At 66.1% G+C, this 17990-nt stretch carries 14 protein-coding genes and 1 pseudogene; 8 read left to right on the plus strand and 7 right to left on the minus strand.

Annotated elements, in window-relative coordinates; all coding sequences use genetic code 11:
• Positions 1-324: pseudogene (locus A5634_RS24515) on the plus strand (hypothetical protein); the annotation flags it as partial.
• On the opposite strand, the gene A5634_RS24520 reads toward A5634_RS24515, so the two are convergent.
• Genes A5634_RS24520 through A5634_RS28790 form a run of 3 tightly spaced genes read right to left on the minus strand, consistent with a single transcriptional unit; the run spans position 317 to position 6153 of the window.
• A complete protein-coding gene (locus tag A5634_RS24520) occupies positions 317-1732 on the minus strand; it encodes a lipase maturation factor family protein (RefSeq protein ID WP_065146626.1) in 1416 nt (471 codons plus the stop codon). The pseudogene A5634_RS24515 and the gene A5634_RS24520 sit on opposite strands and share 8 nt — an antisense overlap.
• Before the next feature lie 52 nt (positions 1733-1784).
• On the minus strand, positions 1785-5939 hold the full coding sequence (locus A5634_RS24525; protein ID WP_065146627.1) for an alpha-(1->3)-arabinofuranosyltransferase: 4155 nt from the start codon (positions 5937-5939) through the stop codon (positions 1785-1787).
• A 49-nt stretch (positions 5940-5988) separates the two neighbouring features.
• A complete protein-coding gene (locus A5634_RS28790) occupies positions 5989-6153 on the minus strand; it encodes a DUF2613 domain-containing protein (RefSeq protein ID WP_081290646.1) in 165 nt (54 codons plus the stop codon).
• A gap of 241 nt (positions 6154-6394) precedes the next feature.
• On the opposite strand from A5634_RS28790, the gene A5634_RS24535 reads away from it, so the two are divergent.
• The 4 genes from A5634_RS24535 to A5634_RS24550 all read left to right on the plus strand — a co-directional run bounded on the left by A5634_RS24535 (position 6395) and on the right by A5634_RS24550 (position 10137).
• Positions 6395-7594 carry a glycoside hydrolase family 3 N-terminal domain-containing protein gene (locus A5634_RS24535; protein ID WP_065146628.1) on the plus strand — a complete coding sequence of 400 codons (1200 nt, stop codon included), beginning with the start codon at positions 6395-6397 and terminating at the stop codon, positions 7592-7594.
• Positions 7595-7623: 29 nt separating this feature from the next.
• Positions 7624-8250, plus strand: a complete 627-nt coding sequence (locus A5634_RS24540) for a TetR/AcrR family transcriptional regulator (protein WP_065146629.1) — start codon at positions 7624-7626, stop codon at positions 8248-8250.
• Between the two features lie 9 nt (positions 8251-8259).
• Positions 8260-9513, plus strand: coding sequence for a chloride channel protein (locus tag A5634_RS24545; protein WP_253861887.1), 1254 nt, complete (start codon positions 8260-8262; stop codon positions 9511-9513).
• Positions 9514-9627: 114 nt separating this feature from the next.
• On the plus strand, positions 9628-10137 hold the full coding sequence (locus tag A5634_RS24550; RefSeq protein ID WP_081290642.1) for a PE family protein: 510 nt from the start codon (positions 9628-9630) through the stop codon (positions 10135-10137).
• Positions 10138-10146: 9 nt separating this feature from the next.
• Here A5634_RS24550 and A5634_RS24555 read toward each other — a convergent pair whose 3' ends face one another.
• Positions 10147-10989, minus strand: coding sequence for a MaoC/PaaZ C-terminal domain-containing protein (locus tag A5634_RS24555; protein ID WP_065146632.1), 843 nt, complete (start codon positions 10987-10989; stop codon positions 10147-10149).
• A gap of 70 nt (positions 10990-11059) precedes the next feature.
• Positions 11060-12424, minus strand: a complete 1365-nt coding sequence (locus A5634_RS24560; RefSeq protein ID WP_065146633.1) for a 3-oxoacyl-ACP reductase — start codon at positions 12422-12424, stop codon at positions 11060-11062.
• 110 nt (positions 12425-12534) lie between these two features.
• Here A5634_RS24560 and A5634_RS24565 point away from each other — a divergent pair, with 110 nt between their 5' ends.
• The gene (locus tag A5634_RS24565; protein ID WP_065146634.1) at positions 12535-13848 is read left to right on the plus strand and encodes an acetyl-CoA C-acetyltransferase; all 1314 of its coding nucleotides are present in this window, start codon (positions 12535-12537) and stop codon (positions 13846-13848) included.
• 383 nt (positions 13849-14231) lie between these two features.
• Here A5634_RS24565 and A5634_RS24570 read toward each other — a convergent pair whose 3' ends face one another.
• Positions 14232-16067 (minus strand): acyl-CoA dehydrogenase, encoded by a 1836-nt coding sequence (locus A5634_RS24570; RefSeq protein ID WP_065146635.1) that lies wholly within the window; start codon positions 16065-16067, stop codon positions 14232-14234.
• Positions 16068-16273: 206 nt separating this feature from the next.
• Here A5634_RS24570 and A5634_RS24575 point away from each other — a divergent pair, with 206 nt between their 5' ends.
• A complete protein-coding gene (locus A5634_RS24575; protein ID WP_155769710.1) occupies positions 16274-17281 on the plus strand; it encodes an isopenicillin N synthase family dioxygenase in 1008 nt (335 codons plus the stop codon).
• A 40-nt stretch (positions 17282-17321) separates the two neighbouring features.
• On the plus strand, positions 17322-17810 hold the full coding sequence (locus A5634_RS24580) for a flavin reductase family protein (protein WP_065146637.1): 489 nt from the start codon (positions 17322-17324) through the stop codon (positions 17808-17810).
• A 13-nt stretch (positions 17811-17823) separates the two neighbouring features.
• Here the strand turns inward: A5634_RS24580 and A5634_RS28795 are convergent, their stop codons facing one another.
• Positions 17824-17985 (minus strand): hypothetical protein, encoded by a 162-nt coding sequence (locus tag A5634_RS28795; protein ID WP_172831783.1) that lies wholly within the window; start codon positions 17983-17985, stop codon positions 17824-17826.
• Positions 17986-17990: the final 5 nt, after the last annotated feature.

The raw sequence follows: 17990 nt of genomic DNA on the forward strand, positions 1-17990 counted from the left end.
GGAGTTCCCGTTGCCGATGTTGCCGCCACCGACGTTGCCGCTGCCATTGTTGCCGCTGCCAAAGTTACTGCTGCCGGCATTTACAACACCAGCGGCAAGGCCGGCAACGTGGGCATCGCCAACACCGGCATGCAGAACGTGGGTTTCCTCAACTACGGCTTCCAGAACACTGGGTTCGGCAATTCGGGCGGCAACTCCACCGGCGATGGCAGCAGTGTGGGCATCAACAACACCGGGCTGAAGAGTTCGGGTATCGCGAATCAGGGCGACTTCAGTTCGGGAGGGTTGAAGTCCGCCAGCGGACGCCCGGGCTTCTTCATCTGACCGGCAAAGACATCGGCGGCACATAGCTGCCGATCAGCGTGCGGTGCCACCATGCGCGATCACGGCGCAATTCGCCCGGCGTGGTGAAGCGGTACTCATACAGCTGTGCCCGGACATATCGCGGTGGCGAGTCAGGAAACGGGTTGTGCCGCAACAAGCGCAGTGTCGCGGCGTCATTGCGCAGCAACCGGTGCAGGAACGGTGTCATCCACGCCAAGGCATAACCCGGCGAGATGGCGGCGAACCACATCAGCCAGTCCAGCCGCAGATGATACGGCACGAATTGCCGTGGCAGCCGACGCAATCCGGTGGGCTTTCCCTTGAATTCGTACTCCCGCCAGGAGGTCTCGTCGTCCAGTGACGCCGCGTCGGTTCCTTCGATCACCACCTCCCGACGGGTTCGGCAGATGCTGCCGAATGCGCCGTAGGTGTTGCCCAGATGAAAAGTGTTGAATGAAACGTTCATTCGCTGCCCAGCCGAGAGCATGTTGCGCACCGGCCAGTAGCTGAGGAAAATCATGAGGCCCGCGAACACAATTACTAACGCCGCAAACCACAGCGGCGGTTCGGACATTGTGGGGTGCGTGGTGGGGTGCGTGGGCCAGGCAATGGCGCTGAACGCCAACAAGATCGTCACCCAATTCAGCCAGGCGAAGTTGCCGGAGGTCACCAGCCACAGCTGCGTGACGATGATCATCGCGGCCGCAATACCGGCTATCGGCTGCGGCGCGAACAACCCGAACGGCACCACCAGCTGCACGAAATGGTTGCCCGCCACTTCAATTCGATGCAGCGGCTTGGGCAGGTGGTGAAAAAACCAGCTCAGCGGTCCGGGCATCGGCTGGGTTTCGTGGTGGTAGTCCAAGCAGGTCAGGTTGCGCCAACAGGAGTCGCCGCGGATCTTGATCAGCCCAGCCCCGAACTCGACGCGGAACAACAGCCAGCGCATCAGCAACAACGTCAGCACCGGTGGGGCCATTCGCTCGTTGCCCATGAAGATCATCAGAAACCCGGTCTCCAATAGCAATGACTCCCAGCCGAATCCGTACCACGTCTGGCCCACGTTGACGATCGACAGGTACAACACCCACACGATCAGCCAAATCAGCATCGTTGCCCACAGTGGAGCTATGGCCGCCGCACCACACACCAGCGCCAGCGACAACGCGGCACCGACCCAGCACACCGCGGCGAACAACCGGTCTGAGTAGCGGACGTGGAAAATGCTTGGTGCGCGCCAAAACGAACGCCTAGCCAGATATCCCGGCACCGGCAGCATCCCGTGTTCGCCGATCAGGGGCCGGAACTGTCGCACCGCGGCAATGAACGCGATCAGATAGATGAGCGCTACCCCACGCTCGAGCACCAACCTGCCCAGCCAGTATTCGGGTGCTGCAAACCATTCCATGGCCACGACTCCTCGGGTATCCAGTCAACCAGTCCGCGATACCCGCGGCCAACTACCTCTTTTCAGGATCAGGCCGCGTCACCACTGAGGCGGCCACTGAGGCAAGCGAAATCAGCGCCAGGAATTGGACACTCGCGGAATGCCCGGCATATCCGTCGACCGACCGCCAGGGGTGCCGGGCCAGCACGGCCCCGGCCAGGACCAGACCGCCCGCGCTCAGGCCGACGGTGAGTCCGTCGCGCATCTGTTCCCGATCGCGCAGCGCATACCGCAGACCCAGAACGGCACCAACCACCAAAACGCCTACCGCACCTGCGATCAACGCGCCCGCGGCCCCGAGCATCGCCACAACGGCCCAGGTCGCTGGCTGCCATGGGGCCGCGGCGGGATCGTCGTCCGAAGGCGTGCGCCGGCGCCAGAATGCCAGCACCGCCAGCAGGGGCAACAGGCTCAAACCCACCGCCAGGCCGGCCCGATACACCGCGTTGGAGGCGAATGTCAGTGTGATGGTGCCGGGATCGCCCGCGGGTATAAGCCAGCCTTGCTGCCAGCCGTTCACCGCTACCGGCGTCAGCCGCGTGCCGCTGCTGGTGCGTGCCTGCCAACCCGGGTTGACGCTTTCGGGTATCACCAGCACCCGGGAGCTCGCAGACGCAGGCGCCCGAATCTCGCGTCGGGCCGGGCCCCACGTACCGATATCGGCGGAAGTTGCTGCGGCAGGCGGTGTTTCAGGTACAGCCGACAGCTGGGCGCCGTCCACGACGAACGCTGCACCCGGGCTGATCACCAACTCCTGCTGTCCGGGCGGCAGCGCAATCGGGCCGGGCTCGCAAACTTGTGCCGGCACCGGGGCGCCGTCTAACAGGGTGCCGACGGTGGTTCGGATCGACGTGTGCACGAATCGGCCGGCGACGCCGATGACCGGACCGTGTTCGCAGTCGACGACAACCTCCCGGGTCCGGTTGCGGGCCGGGTCGGCGGCCGCGATCGGGTGGCCGTCGGCGCCGAGCGCCACGATTTCGGCCAGCCCGGGCGGCTTGAGCTGATCGAAGCCCAGCGCGTTGCGGTCGATGATGTCCTGCCAGTCGAGCAGGCTCACGGTGACGGTGTCGGTCACCCGCGGATGCAATGCCAGCGTCTGCTCTTCGGATTCCGGGTCCACGGTCTGGACCTGCGGGCCGTCGCCGAGGTCGACGGCCACCGTCGTCGGATGCGCGGGCAGCGTGAATCGGCTGGGGCGCAGGCGAACTCCGGTGATCTCGGTGGCCCGCGGCAGCGTGAGGGTGAGGGTGGGCGGGGTCTTGTACTGCACCGCCCGCTGCGGCGCGATCCACGCGGTAGCCGGGTCGCCGTCGGTGGCCGCGTAGGCCGAGCCGAGTATCTCGACCAGGTCGGCATCGCCACGTGCTCGAGCGGTGTCGGGTTCGGCGATCAGATCAGCCAGCTTCGGGCCCTGCCGTGGTCGCACCCACACCGTCGGGGTCACCGACGTCGCGACCGGCACGGTCAAAGTGCGGCTCAGGTTGACCGGCTCTTCTGGGGTGAGCGCCATCGAAGCCGCGCAACGCACGCTGTTCGGTCCCGCCGCGCAGCCTGGTCGCCCGAGCAACTCGGCGCCCAGGTCCCAGCGCGCGATCGTCGCACCCGGTGGCGGGCCGGGCACCACGACGGTGTGCCGCAACTGCACCGGGTGGGTGAATCCGGACGCGTCGTACTGGGTGATGGACAGGTCGGTGATGCCGAACTGCACCCCCGGCGAACCGTCGTCGGTGGCTGTCGCCGTGATCCGTACCCATGGTGTTTCGCCGTAGGGCAGGGCGGCGTTGAGCGGCTTGCCGGATTCGTCGAACCGCAGGGTGGTGCTGCCATTGGCGGTTTCGATCAGGATGCGCCGGACCTGGGCGCCGACGGCCGTGGCGCTCGGCGTCAGCGTGATCACCGCGTTGGTCACCGGGTGGTCGAAATCCACCCGCAGCCACTGCCCGACGGCAGATTGCAGCGCGTTGGACACCCAGGCGGTCGCCGGGTCGCCGTCGATCGCGGCCGCAGGCGAGGTTGCTACCGCGACGTCCGGCAGGGCGGTGGCGTCCGACGACGAACTCGACGTTGTGACGCGGCCGCCGGTCCAACCGCCGTAGACGACATCTGCGCCGGGGACCGGGTAGTCGGGCACCCGGTTGTAGGTGTGCCGGGCGTCGCCTGGTGCCCGGATCGCCGACGAGTGCAAATCGACCCGTCCGTAGTCGGTCTCCCGCGCGAGCGGGGTGTCGGTGACAGTGACCAGCGGCGTCGGCACTCCGGCGGCGCTCGCGTCGGCCGTCATCAGCACGGGCCCCAGCGCGGGTTGGCCCAGCAGCCGTCGCCGTTCGTCCAGCCGCAGCAGCACTTCGGGACCGCCGTCGACGCGGGGCAGTCGGTCGAGATCCGCGAAATACGGTGCATTCCCGGTGGTTTCGGAGCTCACTCGGTATATCTCGATAGCGGGGTAGCGAGGCCGCAGTCCGCTGTCGCTGACGAAGCCCGCCAGGGTGCCGGGACCTACCGGCTCACCGAACTCGGCCACCTTGTCCAGCCCGGGCGACCCGGTGACCGCGCGGTGCACCAGGATCGGCCGCGCCGACCGGGACGTCTCGGGGTCCAAGTCGTTGCGTACCACAACGTACGAAATACCTTGTCGGGCAAGGGTATCGGCGAGTCCGACGGAGGGACGACCGGCGGCGAACAGCCGCTGCACCGAGTCCAGTGCCCGAATGGTCTGCGGCGGCGTCAACGGGATGGAGTCGCGCACGCCCCACGCACCGGGGCCCAGCACCTGCAACGGCTCGTCGTGGCTGGTGCCCCACACCTGGGTGGCGAACGGGGCGCCTGGCGCCACCAGTACCCGTCCGTCCTGGTGCGTGCCGAGCCAGTCCGCGGCTTGGTGCCAGTAGTGGGGTATCGCACTGAAGGTGCCGGGCGGGGTGAGTCGCGCGCTCCACGCCAACGACGTGCTCACCAGCAGTGCGGTCAGCGCGACGGTGCCGACAGCTATCCGCCGGTCCCGTTCCGGATGGGCGAACGCTTTCACCCACACCTGCCGCGGCGCGCTACCCGGCAGGGGCAACCGGCCCAGCAGTGCAGCAAAGCCGAGCGCCAGCGGGATCCGTACCACCGGGCCCAGCTTGTGCACGTTGCGCAACGGGGTGCCGCCGGCGTCCAGGAATGCCTGCACCTGGTGGGCAACCGGTGAACCCAGCCCGCCGCTGTAGCCGAGGGCAAGCAGGACGACGCCGGTCAGCAGCATGGTCACCAGCCGGCCCCGCGCCGGCATTCCGGCACTTGCGAGCCCGGCCAATCCGGCGGCGGCGACCAGGCAGGTGCCCAGAATCGCCACCGGGTCGGTGACCAGCGAGGCACCCGCCGTCGCGTTGGGCGCCACGAACGGAGTCCAGCTGTCGGTGCCGCGCAGCACCTCCACCAGGGATGTCCACTGTGTGGTCACTCCGGAGGATTCGATGAAGTCCAGAAACGGCGGGCTGACGTCGCGCAACTGGCTCAGCGCCACCACCCACCAGCACACCGCCAGGATCAGGGCCAACAGCAACCATGCGATATAGCGCAGCCAGCGCCGATTTGGCCGGTGACAGGCCAGCCAGATCGCTGCCGGCAGGCAAGCCGCCAGCGTCGCGATCGCGTTGACCGCGCCCATCAGCGCGACCGCCAGCCCCGCCTGGCCGGCCAGCACGCGCAAGGATCGGTGGAAGGCGCCGCGCAGTGCCAGGATCGTCGGCAGTAGCACCCAGGGCGCCAGCATCATCGGCAGCGCCTCCGACGAGATCGACCCGAGCGTGGTCAACACCCTCGGCGAGAGCGCAAATGCGACCGCGCCCAGCACCCGCGACGTCGGGCTGCCGATACCCAGCGCCTCGGCGACGCGCAGCAAGCCCCAGAATCCGATCGTCAGCAGCAGGGCCCACCACAGCCGTTGCGTGACCCAGCCGGGCATCCCGAGTAGGTGACCGGCCAGGAAGAACGTCCCGTGCGGAAACAGGTAGCCGTAGGCCTGGTTCTGCGCCTGGCCAAACGGCAGCTCGCTGTTCCACAAGTTGGTTGCGCGAGCCAAAAAGCGCAGTGGGTTGGCGGTGAGGTCGAGTTTGGTGTCGGGCGAAACCTGCCCGGGTGATTGGGCGAAGGTCAGGACGAGCGCGATCGCTCCGGCCAGCAGCAGCCAGCGGCGCGATAGGGCCTCATCGGGAGGTGAGGCGACCGCCGGCCGGCTAGCTGCGGTTGCCGTACTCGACCCGGTTGAGCACCGACGACGACGGATCGCCCCCGGGCAGTGGCGGTTTCGTGTCCTGCTGGACCATCAGGGTGATCCCGAAGATCGCGGCCGCACCGAGCAGCCCGCCCACCACCGCGTACGCGCTGATGGGCACCAGAATTCCCGCGACGGAGCTGGCCTTGGACCCGCCTTGGGAAATTTTGGCCCCGAGTAGGGTCGCTGCCGCCAGGAACAGACCCAGGATCGCGACGACAATCCAGGCGATCGGGGTCATCGATTGGCTCCTCGGGTGATGGGGATCTAGCGCAAACCTAGCAGAACTCAGGCTTGTGGCTGACTTACGGCCTGCGTCAACGTGGCCCGGAACCCGACTCCGAAAGCACGCGTGACAGCATGTCCGGATGGCTTTTTCGCGCACCCTGGCTGTCGTCGCCGTCGCATCGATGCTGGTGGTGAGCTGCGGCCACGGCGGCAACAAGCCCGCAACCTCGTCTTCCGTGACTAGTTCCGTGACCAGTTCCAAGCCGCCGTCCACCACCTCGACGCCCGCCGCGGCACCGGGGCCCAGGATCTGCGCCGCCCCGCCCGACGTTCCCGCTGCGATGCCGAATCTGCGTGACAAGCTCGCTCAGCTGCTGATGGTCGGAGTGCGCGATGCCGCCGACGCCAAAGCCGTGGTCACCGAATTCCACGTCGGCGGCATCATCATCGGCAGCGACACCGATCTGTCGATGCTGCCCGACGGGTTACGCGAGATCGCCAACGCCGCCACGCCGTTGCCGCTGGCGGTGGGTGTCGACGAAGAGGGTGGCCGGGTGTCCCGGTTGCGGACTCTGCTTGACGGCGGCCGGGGGCCCACGGCCAAGGAGATGGCGCTGACGATGACCACGCAGCAGGTCCACGACCTGGAGCTGGCCCGCGGCCGCAAGATGAAGGAACTGGGCATCACGGTGGACTTCGCCCCGGTGGTCGATGTCACCGACGCCCCCGACGACACGGTGATCGGGGACCGCTCGTTCGGCTCCGACCCCGCGAAGGTCACCGAGTACGGCGGCGCCTACGCCCAAGGCCTGCGCGACGCGGGCCTATTGCCGGTGCTCAAGCACTTTCCCGGGCACGGCCACGGTTCCGGTGATTCCCACACCGGCGGCGTCACCACCCCACCGCTCGGCGAGCTGATCGCCAACGACCTATTGCCCTACCGGACCCTGCTGGCCGCGAACCCGGTCGCGGTGATGATCGGACACATGCAGGTGCCCGGCCTGACTGGCAGTGACCCGGCCAGCCTCAGCAAGGCCGCCGTGGACCTGCTGCGCACCGGCACGGGCTACGGCGGTCCGCCCTTCAATGGCCCGATATTCAGCGACGACCTGTCCAGCATGGCCGCCATCTCCGACCGGTTCGGTGTGACAGAGGCGGTGCTGAAAAGCCTGCAGGCCGGCGTCGACATCGCGCTGTGGGTCACCACCAAAGAGGTTCCCGCCGTGTTGGATCGGTTGGAGCAGGCGGTGAACGCCGGTGACCTCTCGGCGCAGCAGGTGGACGCGTCGCTGGTGCGGGTGGCGACAATGAAGGGCGTCAACGCGACATGTGGCCGCTGATGCAAATGGGGGCCAGTTAGGGGATAGCAATGGCCGGTGGTACCAAGCGGTTACCGCGTGCTGTTCGCGAGCAGCAGATGCTGGATGCCGCCGTCCAAATGTTCTCCGTCAACGGCTACCACGAGACATCGATGGACGCGATCGCCGCCGAGGCGCAGATCTCCAAGCCGATGTTGTATCTGTACTACGGCTCCAAGGAAGACTTGTTCGGCGCTTGTCTGAACCGGGAGATGGGCCGGTTCATCAATGTCGTGCGTGCCGACATCGACTTCACCCAGAGTCCAAAAGACTTGCTGCGCAACACCATTAGCTCTTTCCTGCGCTACATCGACGAGAACCGCGCCTCCTGGATCGTGATGTACACCCAGGCCACCAGTTCGTTGGCCTTCGCCCATACGGTCCGCGAAGGGCGAGAGCAGATCATCGATATGGTGGCCGGGTTGGTGCGGGAAGGCACCCGCAGTCCCCGCTCCGACGCCGAAATCGAAATCATGGCTGTGGCTTTGGTGGGTGCGGGCGAAGCGGTGGCCAGCCGGCTCAGCACCGGCGACGTGGACGTCGACGCAGCGGCCGCGATGATGATCGACCTGTTCTGGGCGGGTCTGCGCGGAGTGCCGGCCGATCGCGATAGCGGCCCGAACGCCGCTACGCGCTAGATTCGCTTCGTGCAGTCCCGCCGCGACGTCGATTTTTTCTGTGCGGTCGTTGTCGTGGGGTTGCTGGCCGGGCTCGCCGGATTAACGACGACCGTGGTGCTGCGCTCCGTCGAACACCTCACGTATCACTACACTTTCGGCTCGCTGCTGGATGGGATCACCGGCAGCAGTCCGGTCCGTCGTGCGCTCGGACCGATGATCGGTGCGGCGTTGGCCGGGCTGGGCTGGTGGCTGCTACGACGCCGGGCCGAGGTGCCGCCGCTGGCCTCCACCGTCGCCCGCCATGATCGGATTCCACGCTCGGCGTGGAGCATCGACGCTTTGCTCCAGGTCATCCTGGTCGGTTCGGGTGCGTCGCTGGGACGAGAAGGCGCACCCCGTCAATTCGCGGCTGTGCTAGGCGATTTCGGTACCGAGCGGCTCAAGCGGTTATCGCCCGCCGACCGTGAGATCCTGCTGGCCTGCGCGGCCGGGGCGGGGCTGGCTGCGGTGTACGCAGTCCCACTGGCCGGGGCGCTGTTCACCCTGCGAATCCTGTTGAACACCTGGCGGTTGCGCGCCGTAGGCGCGGCGCTGATCACCTCGAGCCTGGCTGTCGCAGTGGGTTCGCTGGTCACCCACGACCACCCCGAATTGGATTGGCCCAGCGCGGAATCGGCGTACCTGTTGAGTGCGCACGGCCTGGCGTTGGCGCCGTTGGCATTCGCGGTCGGCTGGGCATTCAACAAGATCATCGCGGCGGCACGACCGGCCGAACTCATCCGCTCCTGGGTGCTGGTACCCGCGCTGGCCGCCGCCGGCCTGCTGACCGGCATCTGTTCGCATTGGTGGCCCGAGCTGCCCGGCAACGGCAAAAGCGTGCTCACCGTCAGCCTCGCCTCCGGGATGACGCTCTCGTCGGCGGCCGTGATTCTGGCGCTCAAGCCGGTGTTGACGGCGCTGTTTCTGCGGGCCGGCGGCGCCGGCGGTCTGCTGACGCCGTCGTTGGCCACCGGCGCGGCTGCCGGCGCGGTGGTGGTGCTGGCACTCAATCAGACGGCTGGAACGCACCTGCACGGGCCGGTGATTTCATTGGGCGCCGCCGCTGGCGTGCTGGCGGTGACGCAGGGCTCACCGATCTGGGCCGCAATCTTCGTCTGGGAGCTGGCGCGGCCACCGATTTGGATGCTGGCGGTGTTCGCCGTCACCGCGGTCGGTGCGCACTGGTTGAAAACGTTCGCCGTGGGGCGAAGGCGCCTGCATCTGGACCACCGCGCCGGCTGAGGACGAGCCAGGACGGCCGCGTCCAAATGGGGTAGTCCGCTACCTAAGCCGATCACAGCGCCTGGTGCGAGTCTCGATACGCAGGTAATTCGCGTCTTTGAGTTGGGTGGTTACATGTCGCACGTAAGCGTTGCGCCAGACAGCATGCTGGCGGCGGCAGCAGATTTGGCAAACGTCGCTTCCGCACTTGACGAAGCCCACAGATCCGCGAGTCCAGCGACCCTTGCTCTGAGTCCCGCTGCCGCGGACGAGGTGTCGGAGGGAATCGCGCAGCTTTTCTCGCGGCACGCTCAGGACTATCAGCTGGTGGCACGCGAGGCGGCGACGTTTCAGCAGCAGTTCATCCAGAACCTGACCGCAGGCACGTCGTCCTACGCCAGCGCCGAGGTGTCGAGCGCCTCGTGGTTGCAGGCGTTGGACGCATCGGCGAATTACTACACGACCGCCGGGCTCGCCTTGACGAGCATGATCGTCACTTTCCCGATCGCCATTGCGGGCTTGGCCGTCTTCCCGGTCTTTTGGCCGATCCTGCTGCTGGCGCCATTCCTGTTCTTGGTGAACCTGACGACGCTCATCAACGAGGTGATTGCCGGCGCGCCCATCTCCTACCCGTTGGGGCTGTGAGCGGCGCGTCTAGAGCGCGCGGATCGTCGCGGTCAGGTGCGGATAGCCCTTGGAGATGTTGCGCAGGGAAAGGTTCCAGCCCTCGGTGTCCTCATCGAGGTAGAGCCCCACCGTCGCCGGCAGCAGCACCGGCTTACCGAACCGCACCGAATACCGCACCGCGTCTGGGACTTTGGCCTCAATGTTGGCCAATACCGCTGCAGCAGTGAACATTCCGTGTGCGATAGAGGTCGGGAATCCGAAGAGCTTTGCGGCCACACCGCTGGTGTGGATGGGATTGAGATCCCCGCTCACCACGGCATACCGACGGATCTGCGAATTCGAGATCCGCAGCACGGTCGACGGTGGGGCCAGTTTGGGTTGTTTCTCCGGCGGCGGTTTGGGTTCGTCGGACAAGCTGGTGCGCTGTTGGTGCAGGAAAGTAGTCACCTGCTGCCAGGCCAGCTCGTTGCCGACGTTGACGTCGGTCAGCAGGTCGACCAGCAGTCCCTTGCGGTGCTCGCGCATGTTCTCGGCGTGCACTTGTACGTTCACCGTGTCGGTGACCGCGATCGGCCGGTATTGGGTGATCTTGTTCTCGGTGTGCACCGATCCCATTGCGGAGAACGGGAAGTCGAAGCCGGACACCAGGGACATGATCGACGGGAAGGTCAAGGCGAACGGATAGGTCAGCGGCACGTTGTTGCCGTAGCGCAACCCGGTCACCGCGGCGTAGGCCGCCACATTGTCCTGGTCGATGGGCAGTTCCTCGACCGTCACGGTGCGGTCGGAAAGCTTGTCGGGACGGGGCACCACTGGCACCGCACCGGCGACCGCACGCAGCATGTTGCGCAGCCCGCTCGGTTGGTTCATGCTTCCTCCTTTTCGTCCGGTTCCTCGTCGGGCCTATCGGCCCGCGTCGAGCATCGCCAGAGTCACCGGACTAAGCACCGATCATGCCCTGGCCGCAAACGCGAACCACGTTGCCCGTCACCGCATTTGACGCCGGACTGGCGAAATAGGCGATCGTTTCGGCGACGTCGACCGGCTGGCCGCCCTGCAACAGTGAATTCAGCCGGCGACCCACTTCACGGGTGGCCAGCGGAATCGCCGCCGTCATCTTGGTTTCGATGAATCCCGGTGCCACGGCGTTGATCGTGATGCCCTTTTCTGCCAGAGTCGGCGCCAGCGCCTGGGTGATGCCGATCATGCCGGCCTTGGTGGTGCCGTAGTTGGTCTGTCCGCGGTTGCCCGCGATGCCGGCGATCGAGGACAACCCGATCACCCGGGCACCCTCGCCGAGCGTGCCGTTACCCACCAGTCCTTCGGTAAGTCGCAGGGGCGCATACAAATTGACCGCCAGCACCGCATCCCAGCGGGCATCGTCCATGTTGGCCAGCAACTTGTCCCGGGTGATACCGGCGTTGTTCACCAGGATGTCCGCCCGGCCGCCGTGGTGGTCGCGCAGATGCTCGGTGATCTTCTCCACCGCATCCTCGGCGGTGACGTCGAGCCAAAGCGGTGTGCCGCCGACGGCGCTGGCGGTCTCGGCCAACGCGTCCTCGGCGGATTCGACGTCGATCGCGACGACGCGCGCACCGTCGCGGGCGAACACTTCGGCGATCGTGCGGCCGATACCGCGCGCCGCGCCGGTCACCAGGGCGACCTTGCCGTCCAGCGGCTTGTCCCAGTTGGCCGGAGGAGTGGCGTCCTCGGCGCCGACGTAGAAAACCTGGCCGTCGACGTAGGCCGACTTGGCCGACAGGATGAACCGCATCGTGGACTCCAGGCCGGTGGCCGCGGGCTTGGCGTCCGGTGCGAGGTACACCAGATTCACCGTCGTACCGTTGCGCACTTCCTTGCCCAGCGAGCGGGTGAACCCTTCGAGCGCGCGTTGCGCGATCCGTTCCTCGATGCTGCCTGCGGCTTCGGGTGTCGTCCCGACGACCGCGATGCGCGCGGAGTGCTCGAGGTTGCGCAACAGCGGCTTGAAGAACGTGTGCAGGGCCTTGAGTCCATCCGGCGTCGTGATACCCGTCGCATCGAACACCAGCCCGGCGAACGAGTCGGCCCAACGGCCGCCCAGGTTGTTACCGACCAGCTCGTAGTCGTTGTCCAGGGCCGCGCGCAGCGGCTCGACCACCCTGCCTTCTCCGCCGATCAGCAGCGACCCGGCCAGCGGGGGATCGCCGACGCTGTAGCGCCGCAGCGGTTCGGGTTGCGGGACACCGAGCTGCTTGGCCAGGAACGAGCCGGGTCCGGAGTTGACAACCTGCGAGAACAGATCAGGTGAGCGCTTGGTGGCCACTGAGTTGCCTTCCGTGTCAGGGACGAACTTACTTGCGAGTAAGAACAGTGGGTAGTATTGCCTGCAGAGGCGGATACCCCAAAACTAACCCCCGACTAGCGGAGATAAACGTGAGCCCTGCAAGTTCTGAGCCAAGCCGGCGCGTAGCCGTTCTGGGCGGCAACCGCATCCCATTCGGTCGATCCGACCGGGCCTATGCCGAAGCCTCCAACCAGGACATGTTCACCGCCGCACTGGGCGGTCTGGTGGACCGGTTCGGCCTGGCCGGGGAGCGATTGGGCGCCGTGGTCGGCGGGGCCGTGCTCAAGCACAGCCGCGACTTCAACCTGATCCGCGAGTGCGTGCTGGGCTCCGAACTGTCGTCCTACACCCCGGCTTTCGACCTGCAGCAGGCCTGCGGCACCGGCCTGCAAGCGGCCATCGCCGCGGCCGACGGCATCGCGGCCGGCCGATACGAGGTCGCGGTGGCCGGCGGCGTGGACACCACCTCGGACGCGCCGATCGCGCTGGGCGACGACCTGCGCAAGACGTTGCTGAAGGTGCGTCGGGCCAAATCCAACGTGCAGCGGGCCAAGCTGCTGGGTGCCTTGCCGGCCAACCTCGGGTTGGACCTGCCGGCCAACAGCGAACCGCGCACCGGGCTGTCGATGGGTGAGCACGCGGCTCTGACCGCCAAGGAAATGGGCATCAAGCGTGTTGACCAGGATGAGCTTGCCGTGGCGAGTCATCGCAACATGGCCGACGCCTACGATCGCGGCTTCTTCGACGACCTGATCACGCCGTTTTTGGGTCTGTACCGCGACGACAACCTGCGCCCCGACGCCAGCGTCGAGAAATTGGCCTCGCTGCGCCCGGTCTTCGGGGTCAAGGCCGGCGACGCGACGATGACGGCGGGCAATTCCACGCCGCTGACCGACGGCGCCTCGGTTGCGCTACTGGCCACCGAGCAGTGGGCGGCCGATCATTCCCTGTCACCGCTGGCCTACTTCGTCGACGCGGAAACGGCGGCCGTGGACTACGTCAACGGCAAGGACGGTCTGCTGATGGCACCGACGTACGCGGTGCCCCGCCTGTTGGCGCGTAACGGCCTGAGCCTGCAGGATTTCGACTTCTACGAGATTCACGAAGCCTTCGCTTCGGTGGTGCTCGCTCACCTGCAGGCCTGGGAGTCCGAGGACTACTGCAAGGGACGGCTGGGTCTGGACGGCGCATTGGGCTCCATCGACCGGTCCAAGGTCAACGTCAACGGGTCGTCGCTGGCCGCCGGACACCCCTTCGCCGCCACCGGCGGGCGGATTCTCGCGCAGGCCGCCAAGCAACTCGCGGAGAAGAAAAAAGAAGCCAAAGGCAACGGCACTGTGCGCGCGCTGATTTCGATTTGCGCAGCTGGCGGGCAGGGCGTAGCCGCGATCCTGGAGGCGTAGAGCTGTGCCGCAAATCACGCCAGAAGTTTTTTAGGTGAATGGTTTGTTGCCCGAACCATCTGGGTAACCCGACGTCTGGATAGCCCCGTGTTGGTGTCTGACCCCCCGACCCCGACGGCAACGCGGGGCAATCCCTGGATCGACCGCCGGTCAGCGGAGACGGGCGAACGAAAAGGGCCGCCGCTGGAGTGAGGGGATCCAGCGGCGGTCTTTTTGACTTGCAGCGCCGCGAGGCCCATCGCCGAGAGATAAACCACGCACACGCGCTGCGGCGAGTCGTGTGCGTCAGTTATATGTCGCGCAACACCGGCCGCGCAGACCCCCGGGCCAAACAAAAAATCCCCCGCCCTCGAATGAAGGCGGGGGATTTAATGCGCTAATGCCTAGAAGGCCGCTTCGTCGAGCTCCATGATGTCGTTGTCCAGCGTCTCGATCACCTCACGAGTGCTGGTCAGCAGCGGCAGGAAGTTCTTCGCGAAGAACGACGCAACCGCGATCTTGCCCTCGTAGAAGGACCGCTCGGACCCGGTGGCACCGGCGTCCAACGCTGCAACCGCCACCGCAGCCTGACGCTGCAGCAACCATCCGATGACCAGGTCACCGACGCTCATCAGGAACCGCACCGAACCCAGGCCCACCTTGTAGAGGCTGGTGACATCCTCCTGCGCGGCCATCAGGTAGCCGGTCAGGGTGGCCGCCATCGACTGGACGTCGGTCAGAGCCTTGGCCAGCAGGGCACGCTCGGTCTTCAGGCGTCCGTTGCCGGACTCGCTGTCGACGAACTCCTGGATCTCACCCGATACGTGGGCCAGCGCCACACCCTTGTCGCGGACGATCTTGCGGAAGAAGAAGTCCTGCGCCTGGATGGCGGTGGTGCCTTCGTACAGGGAGTCGATCTTGGCGTCACGGATGTACTGCTCGATCGGGTAGTCCTGAAGGAAGCCGGACCCGCCGAAGGTCTGCAGGCTTTCGGTGAGCTTGGCGTAGGCCTGCTCGGAGCCGACACCCTTGACCACGGGCAGCATCAGGTCGTTGATCTTGACCGCCAGTTCCGGGCTCACACCGTGCAGTGCCTCGGCCACCGCGGCGTCCTGGAAGGTTGCGGTGTACAGGTACAGCGCACGCAGACCCTCGGCGTAGGCCTTCTGGGTCATCAGCGACCGACGCACGTCGGGGTGGTGCGTGATGGTCACGCGCGGTGCGGTCTTGTCGGTCATCTGCGTCAGGTCGGCACCCTGCACGCGGGACTTGGCGTACTCCAGCGCGTTCAGGTAACCGGTCGACAGCGTGGCGATGGCTTTGGTGCCGACCATCATGCGAGCCTGCTCGATGACGTCGAACATCTGCGCAATGCCCTCGTGCACCTCGCCGACGAGCCAGCCCTTGGCCGGGACGTCGTGCTGGCCGAAGGTCAACTCGCAGGTCGTCGATACCTTCAGACCCATCTTGTGCTCGACGTTGGTGACGAAAACGCCGTTGCGCTCGCCCAGCTCGCCGGTCTCGGAGTCGAAGTGGAACTTCGGGACGAAGAACAGCGACAGGCCCTTGGTGCCGGGGCCGGCGCCCTCGGGGCGGGCCAGTACCAGGTGGAAGATGTTCTCGAACATGTCGTCGGAGTCAGCGGAAGTGATGAATCGCTTCACACCGTCGATGTGCCAAGAACCGTCCTCCTGCTGGACGGCCTTGGTGCGGCCGGCACCCACGTCCGAACCGGCGTCCGGCTCGGTGAGCACCATGGTGGAACCCCAGCCACGCTCGGCGGCCAGTACGGCCCACTTCTTCTGCTCCTCGGTGCCCAGGTGGTAGAGGATCTGGGCGAAACCGGCACCGCCGGCATACATCCACACTGCCGGGTTGGCACCCAGGATGTGCTCGTGCAGCGCCCACATCAGCGCCTTCGGCATCGGCATGCCGCCAAGTTCCTCGTCGAGACCGGCCTTGTCCCAGCCGGCTTCGATAACAGCCTTGACCGACTTCTTGAACTCCTCGGGCAACGTCACGGAGAACGTCTTCGGGTCGAAGACCGGGGGATTGCGGTCGCCTTCGACGAAGGACGCGGCGACGGGCCCCTCGGACAGCCGGCTGATCTCGGCCAACATCTCGCGGGCAGTGTCGGCGTCCAGATCGCTGAACTCGCCTTGGCCTAATGCTTTGTCAACGCCGAATACCTCGAACAGGTTGAACTCCTGGTCGCGGACGTTGCTCTTGTAGTGGCTCACTTAGGGTTTCCTCCTCATTGAGAATGCCACTTGTGGTTGGGTACTAGGGCTAAGTTACCCACCAGTAACTCCGTTAAAATATACCGATCAGTAACTTCAACGCAAGTGACTGTGAGCTATATTTCACCGGCTAACTAACCAACCGGTTGGGATGGTGGTGACCCCGTCCCTGGCATCCCCTTTCACCTGCGACGATGATGGGCAGGATGACAAATGTGGGGAGCGTCACCGCACTTCCGATAGTGGATATCAGCGCCGATTCGGCCAGCCTTCGCAGCGCCCTGCGCGAGGCGGCTCACCGGGTGGGTTTCTTCTATCTGACCGGTCATGGAGTGCCCGACGACTTGGTTGCGGCACTGCTCGACGTGGCCCGGCGGCTGTTCGCCCTGCCGCAGGCCGACAAGGACGCGATTGCGATGGTGCGCAGCCCGCACTTTCGCGGTTACACCCGGCTCGGCGGCGAGTTGACCCGCGGGGAAGTGGACTGGCGCGAGCAGATCGATATCGGGCCCGAACGTCCACCGATCGGCGGTCCCGGCAAGCCTGAATATCTCTGGCTGCAAGGTCCCAATCAGTGGCCGGCCGCACTGCCCGAGCTGCCCGCGATCGTCGCCGAATGGGATGTCGCGTTGTCGCAGGTAGCCCGCACCCTGCTGCAGCACTGGGCGGAGTCGCTGGGCAGCCCCGCCGATGTGTTCGAGGCGGCCTTCGCCGAGGAGCCCGCGACCCTGATAAAAGTGGTGCGCTACCCGCGGCGCGCCGCCAGTGCGCAGGGCGTCGGTGCGCACAAGGACTCCGGGGTGTTGACGTTGTTGCTGGCTGAGCCGGGCAGTCGGGGTCTGCAGGTGCGACGACGGGATCGGTGGGTCGACGTGCCTGCGGTCGACGGTGCGTTCATCGTCAATATCGGTGAACTGCTCGAGCTTGCGACGGGCGGCTACCTGAGGGCCACCGAACATCGGGTGAACTTGGGCGGCGCGACCCGTGAGCGAATCTCGGTGCCGTATTTCTTCAACCCCCGGCTGGACGCACAGATACCGGTGTTGTCCCTGCCGCCCGAGCTGGCCGGCAGAGCGGCACCGTTGCACGACCCGGCCGATCCGATTTACGCCGTGTACGGCCGCAATGCGTGGAAAAGCCGGTTGCGTGCCCACCCGGATGTGGCAGCGCGGCACGGATATGCCGGCGCCGGCCAGCCGGGTAGGCTGCCTTAACGAGAATCCCGTTCTCGGCTCGAGGAGCGAATGAAGTCCGGTGAACCCGAACAACAACCTGACGCCGACATCACTACGTGAGGCCTTCGGCCACTTCCCCTGTGGTGTGATCGCCATTGCCGCCCTGGTCGAGGGCGTCCGCGAAGGCCTTGCAGCCAGCACTTTTGTTCCGGTCTCGCTCGATCCGCCGCTGGTCTCGTTCTGCGTACAGAACACCTCGACGACATGGCCCAAGCTCAAGGGGGTGCCGACGCTGGGTATCAGCGTGCTGGGCGAGTCGCACGACGAGGCGGCCCGCACCCTGGCGGCGAAAACGGGTGACCGGTTTGCCGGTTTGGAGACGGAAGCGCGGGACTCGGGCGCCGTCTTCATCAAAGGCACCGGCCTGTGGTTGGAAAGCGCGATCGAGCAGTTGATTCCAGCCGGCGACCACACCATTGTGGTGCTGCGGGTCAGCGAGATCACCGTGGACGCCGAGGTTGCCCCGATTGTGTTCCACCGCAGCGTGTTTCGGCGGCTCGGCGTATAGCGGCCCCGCCGGCCTAGGTCGGTGAGCGGTCGTCGATTCGTTTGCGTAAACCGTCGATACGCTGCTCCATTTCGGCAGCGTCGGCCTCCCGGCCTTCCTTGCGTGCCAGGTCTACGCGCGCGGAAATCTCGTCGATGGCGGTCTTGATCTCGTCAATGCCGGTGGGATCTACCATTTCGG

It is taken from the genome of Mycobacterium asiaticum, from assembly GCF_001673365.1.
Lineage (GTDB): Bacteria > Actinomycetota > Actinomycetes > Mycobacteriales > Mycobacteriaceae > Mycobacterium > Mycobacterium asiaticum_A.